The 13,526-nt window shown below is 47.5% G+C and carries 19 protein-coding genes; 7 read left to right on the top strand and 12 right to left on the bottom strand.

Annotated features, from left to right (window positions below; genetic code table 11):
• The first annotated feature begins 54 nt into the window (after positions 1-54).
• The 4 genes from GN112_RS01270 to GN112_RS35085 all read left to right on the top strand — a co-directional run bounded on the left by GN112_RS01270 (position 55) and on the right by GN112_RS35085 (position 3,163).
• Positions 55-1,722: a sensor histidine kinase gene (locus tag GN112_RS01270; RefSeq protein ID WP_162458722.1), complete on the top strand. Its 1,668-nt coding sequence runs from the start codon at positions 55-57 to the stop codon at positions 1,720-1,722.
• 9 nt (positions 1,723-1,731) lie between these two features.
• Positions 1,732-2,187 (top strand): response regulator, encoded by a 456-nt coding sequence (locus tag GN112_RS01265; protein WP_155308557.1) that lies wholly within the window; start codon positions 1,732-1,734, stop codon positions 2,185-2,187.
• 25 nt (positions 2,188-2,212) lie between these two features.
• Positions 2,213-2,767, top strand: a complete 555-nt coding sequence (locus GN112_RS01260; RefSeq protein WP_155308556.1) for a CBS domain-containing protein — start codon at positions 2,213-2,215, stop codon at positions 2,765-2,767.
• Positions 2,768-2,920: 153 nt separating this feature from the next.
• Entirely contained in the window at positions 2,921-3,163 is a 243-nt protein-coding gene (locus tag GN112_RS35085; RefSeq protein ID WP_155314094.1) for a type II toxin-antitoxin system PemK/MazF family toxin, read from the top strand.
• A 69-nt stretch (positions 3,164-3,232) separates the two neighbouring features.
• On the opposite strand, the gene GN112_RS01250 is transcribed toward GN112_RS35085, so the two are convergent.
• The 7 genes from GN112_RS01250 to GN112_RS01220 form a co-directional block, all read right to left on the bottom strand.
• Positions 3,233-3,889 (bottom strand): hypothetical protein, encoded by a 657-nt coding sequence (locus GN112_RS01250; RefSeq protein ID WP_155308555.1) that lies wholly within the window; start codon positions 3,887-3,889, stop codon positions 3,233-3,235.
• A complete protein-coding gene (locus GN112_RS01245) occupies positions 3,889-4,392 on the bottom strand; it encodes a hypothetical protein (RefSeq protein WP_155308554.1) in 504 nt (167 codons plus the stop codon). The genes GN112_RS01250 and GN112_RS01245 overlap by 1 nt, the downstream gene beginning before the upstream one ends.
• Before the next feature lie 157 nt (positions 4,393-4,549).
• On the bottom strand, positions 4,550-4,762 hold the full coding sequence (locus GN112_RS01240) for a hypothetical protein (RefSeq protein ID WP_155308553.1): 213 nt from the start codon (positions 4,760-4,762) through the stop codon (positions 4,550-4,552).
• A 96-nt stretch (positions 4,763-4,858) separates the two neighbouring features.
• Entirely contained in the window at positions 4,859-5,314 is a 456-nt protein-coding gene (locus GN112_RS01235) for a flavodoxin family protein (RefSeq protein ID WP_162458721.1), read from the bottom strand.
• A 379-nt stretch (positions 5,315-5,693) separates the two neighbouring features.
• Positions 5,694-6,062, bottom strand: coding sequence for a DUF5615 family PIN-like protein (locus tag GN112_RS01230; RefSeq protein WP_155308551.1), 369 nt, complete (start codon positions 6,060-6,062; stop codon positions 5,694-5,696).
• Positions 6,059-6,295 carry a DUF433 domain-containing protein gene (locus tag GN112_RS01225; protein WP_155308550.1) on the bottom strand — a complete coding sequence of 79 codons (237 nt, stop codon included), beginning with the start codon at positions 6,293-6,295 and terminating at the stop codon, positions 6,059-6,061. The genes GN112_RS01230 and GN112_RS01225 overlap by 4 nt, the downstream gene beginning before the upstream one ends.
• 1,065 nt (positions 6,296-7,360) lie before the next feature.
• Positions 7,361-7,681: a hypothetical protein gene (locus GN112_RS01220; protein ID WP_155308549.1), complete on the bottom strand. Its 321-nt coding sequence runs from the start codon at positions 7,679-7,681 to the stop codon at positions 7,361-7,363.
• Between the two features lie 210 nt (positions 7,682-7,891).
• Between GN112_RS01220 and tnpC the strand changes: the two genes are divergently transcribed.
• Positions 7,892-9,286, top strand: coding sequence for an IS66 family transposase (gene tnpC, locus GN112_RS01215; RefSeq protein ID WP_155308548.1), 1,395 nt, complete (start codon positions 7,892-7,894; stop codon positions 9,284-9,286).
• Between the two features lie 199 nt (positions 9,287-9,485).
• On the opposite strand, the gene GN112_RS01210 is transcribed toward tnpC, so the two are convergent.
• The 3 genes from GN112_RS01210 to GN112_RS01200 form a co-directional block, all read right to left on the bottom strand.
• Positions 9,486-9,752: a Txe/YoeB family addiction module toxin gene (locus GN112_RS01210; protein ID WP_155308547.1), complete on the bottom strand. Its 267-nt coding sequence runs from the start codon at positions 9,750-9,752 to the stop codon at positions 9,486-9,488.
• Positions 9,746-9,988 (bottom strand): type II toxin-antitoxin system Phd/YefM family antitoxin, encoded by a 243-nt coding sequence (locus tag GN112_RS01205; protein ID WP_083456022.1) that lies wholly within the window; start codon positions 9,986-9,988, stop codon positions 9,746-9,748. The genes GN112_RS01210 and GN112_RS01205 overlap by 7 nt, the downstream gene beginning before the upstream one ends.
• Positions 9,989-10,328: 340 nt before the next feature.
• Entirely contained in the window at positions 10,329-10,967 is a 639-nt protein-coding gene (locus GN112_RS01200; protein ID WP_155308546.1) for a reverse transcriptase domain-containing protein, read from the bottom strand.
• Positions 10,968-11,321: 354 nt separating this feature from the next.
• Here GN112_RS01200 and GN112_RS01195 point away from each other — a divergent pair, with 354 nt between their 5' ends.
• Both GN112_RS01195 and GN112_RS35035 read left to right on the top strand, forming a co-directional pair.
• On the top strand, positions 11,322-11,558 hold the full coding sequence (locus GN112_RS01195; protein WP_054699606.1) for a type II toxin-antitoxin system HicB family antitoxin: 237 nt from the start codon (positions 11,322-11,324) through the stop codon (positions 11,556-11,558).
• Positions 11,443-11,727, top strand: a complete 285-nt coding sequence (locus GN112_RS35035; protein WP_331457507.1) for a type II toxin-antitoxin system HicA family toxin — start codon at positions 11,443-11,445, stop codon at positions 11,725-11,727. Before GN112_RS01195 ends, GN112_RS35035 begins: the two co-directional genes overlap by 116 nt.
• A gap of 548 nt (positions 11,728-12,275) precedes the next feature.
• Here the strand turns inward: GN112_RS35035 and GN112_RS01185 are convergent.
• Both GN112_RS01185 and GN112_RS01180 read right to left on the bottom strand, forming a co-directional pair.
• Complete coding sequence (locus GN112_RS01185; RefSeq protein ID WP_155308508.1) at positions 12,276-12,722, bottom strand: hypothetical protein; 447 nt, start codon at positions 12,720-12,722, stop codon at positions 12,276-12,278.
• Between the two features lie 503 nt (positions 12,723-13,225).
• A complete protein-coding gene (locus tag GN112_RS01180; RefSeq protein WP_155308544.1) occupies positions 13,226-13,510 on the bottom strand; it encodes a hypothetical protein in 285 nt (94 codons plus the stop codon).
• Between the last annotated feature and the right edge of the window lie 16 nt (positions 13,511-13,526).

Here is a 13,526-nt window from a genome sequence, read left to right as displayed (position 1 = left end):
ACCATCGATGCGCGTTGCCACAGTTAAAACATGGGCCCTCATTTGGAGTCTGGCATGAAACTGACCCATTATAAAAACCTGCGCTTGAAACTTATCGCCATCACGTTGGCCGTGTCCATCGGTCCGCTGATTCTCCTGGGCACGGCCATCTATTACCAGTTCGGCAAGCTCTACCAGGAACGTATCGAAGACCAGATTCGTACCCTGGCCAGAACCCAGAGCAATGCCGTGGATGTTTTCCTGCGCGAACGCACCACCATCCTGGCCATGATCGTTGAGACCCAGTCCTTCGAGACGCTCAACAATCCGGAAAATCTCTCCAAACTCTTCTGGCAGATCAACCAGCGCGCCGAGGGGTTGGGACTGGTCGATCTGGGCGTCATTGACAAGGAGGGCAATCAGCTGGCTTACGCCGGCCCGTATAATCTGCAGGGACTCAACTACTATCAACAACCCTGGTTCGATGAGGTGTTGCGCCGGGGTCAATTCATCAGTAACGTATTCATGGGATTTCGCCAGGTCCCCCATGTCATCATTGCCGTCAAGGGGGTCACGGGAAATAATAGCTGGATCCTGAGAGCGACCATCGATTCCGAAATTCTCAACCGGCTGGTGAGAAGTGCCCAGGTGGGCACCAGCGGCGACGCGTTCATTGTCAACCGCGATGGCGTTTTCCAGACCAGCCCGCGATTCAAGGGGGTCATTCTCGGCCAGTCGAAAATCGAAACCCAGCGTTTCGGGGAAGGGACCACCGTCATCGAAACGCGGGAAGATAGCGGCGATATTCGTTACATCGGCGGCGCCTGGCTCAAGGATCGGGAATGGATGCTGGTCATCAGCCAAATCGCTGGCCAGGAACACGGCTGGATGGGAAACGCCCGCAACACCGAGATCATGATCATCGCCACCGGGTGCGTGGTGATCCTTTTTGCCATCGTCCTGATATCCAACACGCTGGTGCGTCACCTGGAGCAGGCCGACTGTGAAATGAACGAACTCAACAGTCAACTGATCCAGCAGGACAAGCTGGCTGCATTGGGTAAAATGGCCGCCGGCATCGCCCACGAAATCAACAACCCGTTGGCAGTGATCGGCGAAAAGGCTGGATGGATGGAGGATCTGCTGGCAGAAGAGGAATTTCAGAACAGCGAAAACTATAAGGAGTTTGCCGCATCCATCGGAAAGATCGAAGAGCATGTGGACCGGGCCAGGAAAATTACGCATAACATGCTGGGGTTTGCCCGCCGCATGGAACCGCGTCTGGACGATGTCGAGATCAACCACGTGCTTGATCAGACCATTGAGATGCTGTCCAATCATGCACGCATCAACGATATTGAAATTGTGAAACACTATACCGATCGGTTGCCGATAATCGCCAGTGACCAATCCCAGCTCCAGCAGGTGTTCCTGAACCTGATCAACAATGCCATCGACGCCATCGGCAGCGACGGTACAATTGATGTTTCCACCGGTATGGAAAAGGAGTATATTCGTATCAGCATTCACGACAATGGACCTGGAATTCCCGAGGCGATCCAGAAAAAGATTTTCGATCCGTTCTTTACCACCAAACATAATGGTAAAGGGACCGGCCTGGGACTTTCCATCAGTTATACCATCATTGAAAAAATGGGCGGCCAAATCTCCATAGACAGCCACGAAGACCAGGGAACCACCTTCGTGGTCCTTCTGCCACTGGTGCTGCCGGAAAAAAAATAAGGGGGAGACATGAATACATTCAGAATTCTGGTTGTGGATGACGAGACCGACTTTCTGGAAACCATCGTCAATCGTCTTAACAAGCGTAAGCTGGATGCCACGGGGGTGACCAGTGGCGAGGCGGCCATTGACGTGCTCAAAGAAGAACTTTACGACGTGGTGCTGCTGGACATTAAAATGCCCGGCGGCATGGATGGTATCGAAACCTTGAGGGAGATCAAGCGCATCCAGCCGCTGGTGGAAGTACTCCTGCTCACCGGCCACGCCTCGGTGGAAACCAGTATCGAAGGCATGAAACAAGGTGCATTTGACTACCTTCTGAAACCCATGAAATTCGAGGACCTGCTCACCAAGATGGCCCAGGCGTTCGAAAAAAAAGCCACCCATGACAAAAAGATCCGCGATGCCAAAATTCAGGAGCTGATCCGATACCCCAGCCGAGTCTTTGATCAGGAAAAAAAGTAGTCAAATCAGCCCGGAAAGGAACACGATGAAATCAACGACTGTTTTCAAACTGATGGTGCCCTTGTCGGAATATGCCCGGGTCTCCATCACGGCCACCCTTGACGAAGCGGTAGCAGCACTTTCCAAATCCCAAAAGGGCTTCGATCCCTCGAAATACCCCCATCGTGCCGTTCTCGTGGTGGACGAACACAACATGGTGGTCGGGAAAATCAGCCAGACCCAGGTGCTGAAAGCGTTGGAGCCCAAATATTTCGAAGAACTCGAAGTTGATGCCGACATGGGGATCAATCGGCTCAGCAACTATATCCTCAGAACCATGGTCGATAAATACGACCTGTTCAAGGAGCCGTTTGATGAAGCATGCCAAAGGGCGGCCAAGCTGCCGATCCGGCAGATCATGATCAAGCCCAAAGCAGACGAATTCATCGACCAGGACGAATCCCTTGGCCAGGCGATTCACCGGCTGGTCATGGGCTGCCATCAATCCCTTATCGTTCGCGAAGGCAAAATGGTCATCGGCATTCTTAGACTGACGGATGTCTTTTCCGCAGCCGCTGAAATCATGTGCCCGGCCCCGTAGCCCCGTATTCCGGCGCTCCGATGCATCGGACGCCTCAGGCGGGTTGTCGCCATCGGTTGTGGCGGCAACCCGCCTTTTCTTTTACCCCATTGTTGTAAAAAAGGTAATGCCGGACAAAGCCTGGTCAGTGCAGAATTCCTCATTTAAAATGATATCGGCAACAAATATTCAGGAACCATCACCATCATCCCAATTACCTCCCAGAAACTGGAAAAAATTTACCCGTTCGAGGTAAAGATTAAAAAAGGAACTGCCCACCTTCCAAAGGACTCCAAGGTTAAAGCTGACCAAATCCGACCCATTGACAAACGGCGTATCGTCAAACGAATCGGAGCCTTGGATAACGAATTGATAATTCGCGTGGAAACCGCTTTAAAAATTCACTTAAATCTCTGATCCTTAAGCGTCATTTTACGATTGGATTTTTCAATCAGCTTGATAACATAACAAATAGGATTGAATAGCTTAAAACCCCTCTTTCAACCAACGGAAAAATGCACGATGGCGGTTGGCAATGTTTTCAGATAGAATTTGGTTTTCGTGCTGCCAGCTCTGATAGCTATCGCGAATCGACCGTTTTGCCACTTCGGTGAGTTTTCCGGTGCTTATCGCGTCGAGCAGGGCCTCAATTCCTTTGTGCCGGATGTCCGCATCCACATGGGAACGCACGCGTGGCTGAAGTCGGTCCAGTAATTGAGCCTTAGCACGCTTTGTGTCGTAAACGATCGGCCCGTCCTCAGCCATTTCAAACACCACTTCCACGGATGGGGTACTCACCGTGTAAGTGACGCGACCAGTGGGCGCCGGCTGGCTTCCATAGCCGTAGATAGTCAGTTTGGCCGTAGTGCCGGGTGGCCACATGTCTGGCAAAGGTGGTGTGTAGCGCAACATGTCCGCATGCGGCACAAGGGTAGCGGCCTGATCGCGGGCCAAACGTTCGATCCGTACGGCTTTGTTTTCTATTGCCATTTGGGTATCCTCAGCTGAAATGTCATTCGCAATAGTCGTCGTGCATCGGGGGACCATAAAAAAAACGAAGACAGCAGCAAAGAGGCTCAATCGCCACCGCTGTGATGCTGACGAAGCATCGATGGCATCCTTAAAAAGTGCGTTGCGTTTCATTAAACATTTCTGACGCTCGCCACAGTTGTGCGTGACAGCGCTGGTGTTGCCGGAAAAACATCGCCATACCAGAGAAAATCAGTATCTTTGTGCCTTGATCGCCGCCTGGAGCTATTCAGTGAGGCCAGAAGCGCACGTGCCGTCTGGGCAATCTGGCTGGGGTCGAGATACGGGTCGCAGACATAGCCATCGGTGCCAGCGCCGGCATCGGTAAGGGCATCGCGAAGATTCCAGACATCGATGGCCTCTCCCACCGACCCGCTACTGTTCCTCGAGCTGCGGATAGTGGTCTCGATGATCTCGCGTGGTCTCAGACCACCGACCACAAAGGCGTGGTCAATGTTCGCATTGCCGCTCTTGACGATGGAGCCGAGCAGCGCAGACATCCCGCCCCCATGCAGCGCGCAGAGAATCGCAAAACTGACGGCTGCATGCTCTCCGCAATGACCGCAACCGACCTGCAGAATGAAGGCGGCATGATCATTCAGACTATAAGTATGCATGTCATCAATACTGTTCGGCACATTCATTGATAAGAGTATTGAGCAATAACTTTGGCGATATTCACATCAAATATTTCTAACAAATTATTTTTTACTGCTAATAACCAGTGAATACCAATTTTATAAAACTGTTTTAATTTTTCTCCAAGAAGAGTTACTAACCCGCAAACATATGGTCTTTTGCATTTGAATTGGAGCATGAAGATGAAGTTAGCAAGGTTTCGTTCTTATTATTTTCTTCAGATTCATGCTCATCTTTTTCATTTTCTCTGCTTATTATTTCCGTATCTTGTTTGAATGATAATAACAATAGATAAGCAATCATATACAAGTAGAATTGTATCTGTACGCCATGAGGAGATTGGCTCATTAAGTGAATTCCCTTGAAGGTTCTTTTTATGAAGCGAAAAAAAGTTTGACTTGCCACCTGTAAGCGTAAAGCATTATAATTTCGTAAGTTGTTAAATCATTTCTGTTTAAGTGGGGCTTTCATTGCCTCCAACGTAAAGCCCATATCCTCAACAGATTCTTGCTCGCATATTGCTGCAACAACGGCCTTTCTATTTTGATTTCCAAGTTGGCTGGACCAACTTCGCGGCCTATTGTTCTCAAATGTATAAAAGCAATAAAGACGATCAATGAACGCTTTCATCCAAGATGTGATATTGTAATTGTGGGTTGGAGATACCAATACCAAACCTTTTGATGAATACAGTTTTGCGTATAGTGATGTCATGCCGTCAATTAATCCTGTGCATATTTTTGTTTTTCTGCACTGTTCGCACCCAATACACCCCTTGAATTGTACATCAGTTAAGTTCCATGTTGTTGCAGGAATACTAAGTTGTTTAACTCCTGAAATGATGGTTTTTAACAATATATCTGAATTGCCATTTTTTCCTTGGGCTACCGCTAAATCCAAGAACTTTATTTTCAGGTTTGGTATGTGACAAATCAATTATTAATGATTCTGGCATGGTTGTTTTTTCAAAAGTTAACGGGCTGCGGATCAGCGGCAGGTTCGCCGCCTAATGTGTCGCGTAGCGACACGATTAGGTGGCGGTTCTGTCCGCTGCACCCGCTTGATGGCTGGCGCGTAGCGACAGCCATCAAGCGGATGGCAATCCGCAGCCCGATGGCGTGGCGCGAAGCGCCACGCCATCGTTTCAGTTCACCAGGGCGCAGGGATGGATAGAAAATCCTTTAAAAATGAATAAGATTTTAGGGGAACAATGCATCTCAAAAATGCCTCGGCCCCTGCGCTCTGGTGAAACTGGTGGTTCTGCCAAAAGGCAATTTGTTTATTTGCGAAGAGGAAGGATGCGAGCTCTAGATTTCTTTTCATCAATGGTAATCAAAGCCCCTTCATCGAGATGCTTTTCAAACTGATGTATCGCAGAAATGATATAACCGGATAAATGTTCAGGCGTTACATCCTGGATCCTAATTTGAATGACGCTTGGAAAATCCGTATTCGTTGCAGCGAGTATGGTGCCAAAATCCAAGTCGTGTGTAAAAATGACATATCCATTGGACTTGGCATATTCAAAAATTGTTTGGTCAGGCGCATTTGGTTTTCCAATAGACGACCAATGTTGGGCTTCCCAGCCGGCATCTTCAAACACAGATACCCACTGAGGGGAAAGATTCATATCTATCAGAAATTTCATGCAGATTCCTGTATAAGCGGGATATCAATCTCCTCGACACGCCAGGCAGCATAAGCAAGGGCTTCGTCAATATCTTCAGATTCAAGATAAGGATAAAGATTCAATATTTTTTCCTTGCTGTGGCCCGATGCCACTAATCCTACAATTGTACCGGCTGTTACCCGCATACCACGAATACAAGGTTTGCCTCCCATTACCCTTGAATCGAAGGTAATTCTTGCAATTGTCGACATGCTATTCTCCTAAATATAAGTTTAACTAACTTATAATAATACAGAAATTTAATACGCATGGCAAGCATCATTAAAACGCAGTTTTGTTTAGGGATCGGGTAGCCGGGGGATGTTGCCATCCCCAGGCCCCCTCAGAACCGTACGTGACAGTTTCCCGTCATACGGCTCAAGCATTCCGAAAGGCCAGCCTTTGTGAGACCACCCGCCGGGGTTAATAAAACGACTCCGACTTCGCGATACTTACTGACAGCCACAATGCCCATGGGCTTGAAGGCGCATCAGCTGTCTACATAGACGCCGTCATTTGCTTTCCTTCATGAATGCGGTTCTCCCAGTTTTCACGCGATGGAACACCTGCAGGACGTTAGCTCCCTTTCGGGCCGGGCCAAGTTCGAACCCGTATCCGATCCATTACAGACCGGCATTCGCTTTTTCCTGCTTCTTACGCCCGCATCCCCAACAGCGTGCCTTGCGGTTTCGCCTGCCGGATACATCCCGGCGGAGATACGGGGTTTCCACGTTCCACACAATTGCCAATTTGCGAGTGACTTAGGTTTGCCTTCTACACCGGCGGCACAACATCCCCGTATGGGCAGTTAGGAAACCCATAACCTGACCGCGATACCGTTTGGTCCAAGCCTGCCAGCCTCTTTGGCTTGTTCTCGTTGACGATGCTTGACGGCATTCACATTACATTAACCCTATCATTCCAACCCTAGCCCTTACCCGGATGAGGCTTCCAGGAAGGTATCCACCTCACGGTTTCCACCCCTCCCGCAAACGCGGGATTTGGTACATTGTCGAAAAGGGCTCCATACCAACTGCACGCGCAGCAAGCATGCCTCCTAGGGTACCAGCAGGGGAATGCTGGGATTGGTCAAGGCACCGTGACGGCCTTGCCAATCAGCCAATTGTGCGACATCGTGTCGCACTCCAACGCCATGCTAAGGGGCCGGGAAAAGGCACAGCCGAAGATCCAAAAAGCCTCGTAGTTTCAAGCAGTGCCATCTGTTCAAAATGGCACCGTAACTCCCGGTCCCACTTAAGCAACAGGTTCGCAATTTATCAGTCCGTAATTTGCAGTACATTTAAAAACATATCTTTAGATGCATTTATGAGGTCTTGTCGTTCTTGATCAGTAGCATCAAACTCAACATTGATGACAAATTTATCATTTGCTCCATATTTGATTGTAAATGTACGATGACCTATAACAACACTATTTACAATGTAATGGCCGGTCAAATGTTCATCATCACTTTCGATGTGACACTCTTTTCCGGGAAACTCGTAATTAAATTGAACGAGAAAATATGGACCTATTGAATTTACCACCTCATCAATGTCGTCATAATTGTCAGGCTCATCGAGATCATTATCAAACATAATCTGATAATAATCGCCATTTACCGAAACCCAGCATTTTTTATACTTTAAATGTAAGCGTTCACGGGGTATATTGGGCGCTCAATCCGGCGCACTTTTTTCGCTCCGCTAACCTCTCGTAATTTCAACATTCCCATACAAAATCAATAACTTGTTGAAATAATTAAAAATATCTAGACTTTCCATTTCTGGTATGCTATCGTGCTTTTCATGAAGTCCGATAGACCCATTTCAGATGCCGATTGGCAAGCTACTGCTGAACCGGTACGCCAGTACATCGTTTCTCTGGAAGATGAGCTGCGGGCGATTAAAACTCAAAACGACAAGCTGGAGAAAAACAACGAGAAGCTTGAAAAGCAAAAACGCCAAAACTCGACCAACTCCAGCAAACCGCCCTCATCCGATCCGCCCTATAACAAACCCAAACGCGAAAAGCCCAAAGGCGAGCGCAAACCGGGCGGACAAAAAGGACACCCGGGGCATGGGCAAATGCTGCTAACGCCCAACAATACTCAAAATGTGATGCCCAAGTGCTGCGGTTGCGGTCTCCATTCATCAGATTGGGATAATCTGCGACCCTTTCATACTCACCAACATATCGAATTGCCTGAAATCGAGATGGACATCACCCATTTTGTTCTGCACCAAGGTCAATGCCCTCGGTGCGGCAAGATTGTCAAAGCACAGGTTCCGGAGGCGTTTAGCACCGGCTACGGCCCGCGGTTTTGTGCGTTTATCGCCGAACTGAGTGGCATCAAGGCCATGAGTCGGAGAAATGTGCAGCAACTGGTCCACTCCGTGTTTGATATCAAAATCGCCACCGGCACGATCCAAAAGGTTATCGACCGCGCTTCCGAGGCCATTGCCTCCACCTATGAGCGTATCGGCCAGGTGGCCCGCAGCAGTGAGTGCAACTTCATCGATGAAACCAGCTGGTTTGAAAAACACAATCTGCAATGGCTCTGGGTAATGGTCAATACGATGGTGGCCTTTTTCCGCATCGATCCGAAAAGATCCAAACAGGCCTTTCTCGAACTGATCGCCGACTGGAAAGGCATCTTGATCAGCGACGGTTATGGCCTTTATTGCAAATGGGTCCATGGCCGGCAAACCTGCCTGGCCCATTTGATCCGAAAGGCCAAGGCGTTAATCGAGAGTAGAAAACTCAACGAAAGGCGAGGCGGCAAGTTAATTTTGGCACATTTGAATACCCTGATCGAATTTTCAAAAAACAAACCGCCACCTTTAAAATGGGAGCGTTTTTATAACTCCTTGTTGCTCATCCTCAGCCTTTTTGAAGACGACACCGATGATGCCGGACGCCTGGCCAGGCAAATAATACGAGAAATTGACGCATTGTGGACCTTTCTCGAACATGATGGCGTCGAACCCACCAACAACCGTGCCGAACGCTCTCTGCGCTTTGGCGTGCTATGGCGCAAATGTAGTCTGGGAACGCAAAGCGACAAAGGCAACCGCTGGGTCGAACGAATCTTGTCTGTAAAAGAAACCTGCCGACTGAGAGATAAAGCCACATTCCCGTTTCTGGTCGAATGCCTGGAATGTTACTTTGCAGGCATCTCTGTTGATGTGAGTTGGATCTAAGCCTCTCTTCAGCTAATAGCCCCGTGACCGTTTACCTTTAAATTTACCATAGTATTTTTCTGTTGCGAACGAAAAATTAAGGGGACGGGAAACGATAACCGAAGACGTATCTTTATAAAGTTGGAAAATCTGTTAAAGAATGCCTGCAAAAAGCGGCACAGCTTTTCCCGGTCTCACTTAAATGACGGGTTCTGCCTTGCTATTCATAATGTGTCCACATACGGATAACTTTTACAATCTTTTGGTCTTCGATAACCTCATAGACCAGTCGGTGTTGAATGTTTATACGACGGGAATATGCGCCAGCTAAATCGCCTACAAGTTTTTCATAGAAAGGAGGGGTCTGATAAGGATTTTCCCGCAATATTTCGATAATATTTTCGGCCTTTGTCTTGAGGCCGGCGGCGGATAATTTTTTCGCGTCTTTTTGTGCTTGTTTTGTAAAAACGACCTTGTAATTTACCAATCGAGTTCCTCTTTGCAATCCTCGACAGGTGTTGCCAAACCTTCACGAATTGACTCGCGCATGCCTGGGATGTTTAACAGGTACATTGTTTCTTGGATTGCCCGCCAATCGTCCTCGGATAGCAGAACAGCATTGCCTCTTTTACTTGTAATTACAATTGGTTCATGGGACAATGCGGTTTGGTCGATAAGACGGTAAAGTTTCGATCTTGCCTCAGTGGCTGATAAAGTCGGCATAAGTCACCTCAACGTATTTTTCATAAAACGTACGCCAATACGTACGACTTGTCAAGGTCTTTACAGGCAGAACGCTCAGCTTCACCGGCCGGGCGGATGGTTCGAACTATTCGGACTAACAATGATGAAATTCATGCAAGCACAGTGCTTTTTTAAAAATGCCGCCGTCCGCCCGGTCCTGTGTTCCGGGTAAAGGCACCGGTTACCCGGCGCCCTCCCCACTTCCCCGTACGTGAAGATTTCCCTCATACGGTTCTTCGATTCAGGCCCTTTTTACCGAGCCGTCAACCCATCAGGCGACACCCCGATGGGCGCATAACTTTGCCGCCCTGCAAGTTCTTTAGATATTATGGACGATTCGGGGGCGTGGGAGGGGATAGCGAGCAAGAATATTATCGAACTTCTTGTGGCTGATATACCCGTCCCGGTGCCGTCTGCCGAGCCAGCGCCTCCACGCTCTTTGGGCGTACTCGTACACCACCTCCAGCACCTTGAAATTGCTCCTCACCCCAAAATATTGATAAAACCCCCTCAGCTTGCTGCACAGCGTTTCGTGCTGCTCGCCTATGGGATCATGCCGGTTTTTCTTGCACCAGCTCCACAGCATGCGCATAAAGCGGTTGCGCCTTTTGCGCGCGGTTTTCTTTTTGATCACCCAGTTGCCCTTAAGGCTTTTGCCCCAGTAAAAGGTAAACCCAAGAAAATCAAAGGTCCCTTGAGGCTTTGCTTCTCGCGCCGGTCTTCCGAATGCGATCAGTCGGGTCTTTTGCGGATGAAGGGTTAGTGCGTACCGCTCAAAGCGCTTCGGTAGCACTTCCATCAGTCGCCTGGCATCCGTCTCCAATTGGAATCCAATGATAAAATCATCGGCGAAGCGGATCAGGAAACACTTACCCCGCATGCGCGGTTGGACCGTCTTGACGAACCAGTCATCCAGCACGTAGTGCAAAAAAATATTACTGAGCGTCGGTGAAATCACCCCGCCTTATGCTATACATTTTTCGGGGCTCAATACAGAGCCTGCAATCTCGCTCCATCCAGCTTCAGACCTCCGTTACCGGTTTTGCCTGTGGATTTCGCTAATGAGCTGTTGGCTAAACTTTACTCATGTGGGACTTGCACCCACTGGGTAACAACATCGAATTTCATCCTCCTTTGTGGTGGAATCCCAACGATTCGGATTTATCTGGGCACTAGAAAGCTGTTGTTATGAGGCCCTTCATATTTTATAATATCCAAATACAATGGCAACTATTACAAGCTGGGGTCACATTGGCATTATGAAATAAAACATTTTTATCCATTTTTTTAGATGGGTTAGGAATTCGTAAAAATGATCAACTACACAGCCAAATACACAAAAATCGATTCAGGGTACATGGGCCAATTAGTTGAATGGCCCGAGGTCCTCACCGAAGGCAAAGACCTTGAAGAATGCCGAGCCATGCTTCGGGATGCTCTCAATGAGATGGTGCTTGCTTACCGCCAAACTGGCAGGGAAATGCCGAACGGAAACGCTCTTATTGAGCAACTGGCCATTGAGGTTCAGCATGTCGGTCAAACGGCGTGATCTCATCCGACACATGGAACAGCATGGTTTTTACCTCGTAAGGGAAGGTGCAAATCATGCCATATATACAAATGGAACCAAAGTCATTCCTGTAAAACGCCATAGGCAACTCGATAGAATTACCGCAAATGAACTCTGCAAACAAGCCGGAATAAAACCCAAGTTCTAAGCAGCCCTCCTAATATTGGGGTTACATCAACCCTCTGCTATCGCTTAGCCTCATAACGTGGCCATCAGTTGCCGCCAGGGCTCCTACTGAAAGACCAAGTATTTGATGTTGACTCGTTTGATACTGACTTCCCAAATTCGCCCGGCCCTGGCGGTCAAATGCATGGCAGGGTTATAAGCTGCCCTTCTTAATTGGAGTCCAAGAACCTCCACTGCCATGATAAGTTTCAGCACTTAGTTTGAAAAGTTGCGTACAGCGAGGGCACTGAAAATAGTAAACCAATACATCCTCCCACGGATCTTTTGATTGAATTTCGGAAAACGGTGTGTTTGTTGTTTTTAGGTGCTGATCCGGCCAAAAGTCACTTTCAATTATAGTTCCATCTGCAATGTTATCTTGAACAACTCTGATCGCCTGTCTAAGATCAGATGGAAAATTAATCCTGTAGTTCTGACAAACCTCTTTGCAATGTTCGCATCCGTATTCGCTCATAGTATTTTTGCTTATAACGATTTAATCAGCCGCCCGGCTTTTGGGGTCGGCTGAATTTATTGGTTGGTTGCCCTTTGTTCTTTGAATCTTTGCATAATATGATTGATTCTATCCCCGATCTTATTGAAACGTTCCAGATCTCCGTTAAGGATGTCGGTCCCATGGTCTTTGAGCAATACTGCTGACCGCGCGATCTGTTGGTCTTGGTTTAGGATGTTTTTCTTCTTTTTCTTTTTTCGTTTTGCGAACGGTTTCCAGCCGGGTACCAAGCATCTGACTCCAACCGAACGATCGTGTTTGTCTTCAAGGGAAACCATGGCATCCATTCCGTAACTAACGCCCTCAACAACTAAAGTGATGGCCCCATTAGACAAGCGAAACTGGAACTGATTTACATACTTGCCTTTAGGCAGGGGCGCCGAAGCAAAGCCGAATTCGTCAATAAGAAACTGGAACTCACGCCTGCAAACAGATCTGAAATGTTGTAAAGCTTGTTCATTCATTTTTCATGCAACCAACGGTTGAGTTGAGACGCGCGCGCTTTTTGCGCGTCGATTCTCAAACGATTTGTTAGCGCTTCCTTTAACCTTTTTCCTTTTCATAGTCTTGAAATTTAATAAGTGAAAGCAAACCCATAAGGCCTATCAATAAAAATATTGTCAGTAATATCATGGCTTTGCCAGAACTCCAATTGATGCTGTTAAAGGTAAAAAGAAAAAATACAATCTCAATGAGAAAGCCCGATGTGAATGCTATAATCGCGGTAGACGGAATATGCCCCTGTTCATATCTGTTGATTATTCTTTCCCATTTGGGATTGAGTAAGACAAAGAGCCTAAAGCAACATAGAAATGCTGAGGCGAGGATATAGACCGATACCCTGAATGATGGATTATAGAAAAAGCTCTTTTTGTCGTTACTCATCATTAATCCAGAGCGCTAACGCTGCTTTTCAGCGGGCGCGAGCTTTTTGTGCTCCGCTGAAAAAGCCTTGTTATGTTTATTCTTAATAACAGGAAAAGCTTTTTTCTGGTTTAGCCTCTGGAGTATGCGTATCAATATAGAACTTGATATTTTTTTTGTCTTCCTCATTTACATCTATTCGTTTGTCAATATCACAATACAAATATTTTATAGACTCCTCTGCTTTCTTGGCTAAACGAGACCCCCCTTTATAATACGATGCCAAATCTTTTAATCTTTCTATATTAGAAGAGTATCTCAACAAAAATATATACTCAACTTCTCTACCATCGATTTTTTTTACATTAAACGATTTGTAAACGGTCACGGGGCTATTAGCTGAA

It is taken from the genome of Desulfosarcina ovata subsp. ovata, from assembly GCF_009689005.1.
In the GTDB taxonomy this organism is placed as follows: Bacteria; Desulfobacterota; Desulfobacteria; order Desulfobacterales; family Desulfosarcinaceae; genus Desulfosarcina; species Desulfosarcina ovata.
The sequence above is the reverse complement of the archived record's forward strand: the minus strand, read 5'-3'. Positions and strand labels throughout refer to the sequence as shown.

Bases quoted from the DNA above. Each gene is read 5' to 3' on its own strand.
- GN112_RS01270 (WP_162458722.1), top strand. From the start codon at position 55: ATGAAACTGACCCATTATAAAAACCTGCGCTTGAAACTTATCGCCATC.
- GN112_RS01265 (WP_155308557.1), top strand. From the start codon at position 1,732: ATGAATACATTCAGAATTCTGGTTGTGGATGACGAGACCGACTTTCTG.
- GN112_RS01260 (WP_155308556.1), top strand. From the start codon at position 2,213: ATGAAATCAACGACTGTTTTCAAACTGATGGTGCCCTTGTCGGAATAT.
- GN112_RS01250 (WP_155308555.1), bottom strand. From the start codon at position 3,889: ATGAAACGCAACGCACTTTTTAAGGATGCCATCGATGCTTCGTCAGCA.
- GN112_RS01245 (WP_155308554.1), bottom strand. From the start codon at position 4,392: ATGCATACTTATAGTCTGAATGATCATGCCGCCTTCATTCTGCAGGTC.
- GN112_RS01240 (WP_155308553.1), bottom strand. From the start codon at position 4,762: ATGAGCCAATCTCCTCATGGCGTACAGATACAATTCTACTTGTATATG.
- GN112_RS01230 (WP_155308551.1), bottom strand. From the start codon at position 6,062: ATGAAATTTCTGATAGATATGAATCTTTCCCCTCAGTGGGTATCTGTG.
- GN112_RS01225 (WP_155308550.1), bottom strand. From the start codon at position 6,295: ATGTCGACAATTGCAAGAATTACCTTCGATTCAAGGGTAATGGGAGGC.
- GN112_RS01220 (WP_155308549.1), bottom strand. From the start codon at position 7,681: ATGTTTGATAATGATCTCGATGAGCCTGACAATTATGACGACATTGAT.
- tnpC (WP_155308548.1), top strand. From the start codon at position 7,892: ATGAAGTCCGATAGACCCATTTCAGATGCCGATTGGCAAGCTACTGCT.
- GN112_RS01205 (WP_083456022.1), bottom strand. From the start codon at position 9,988: ATGCCGACTTTATCAGCCACTGAGGCAAGATCGAAACTTTACCGTCTT.
- GN112_RS01195 (WP_054699606.1), top strand. From the start codon at position 11,322: ATGATCAACTACACAGCCAAATACACAAAAATCGATTCAGGGTACATG.
- GN112_RS35035 (WP_331457507.1), top strand. From the start codon at position 11,443: ATGCTCTCAATGAGATGGTGCTTGCTTACCGCCAAACTGGCAGGGAAA.
- GN112_RS01185 (WP_155308508.1), bottom strand. From the start codon at position 12,722: ATGAATGAACAAGCTTTACAACATTTCAGATCTGTTTGCAGGCGTGAG.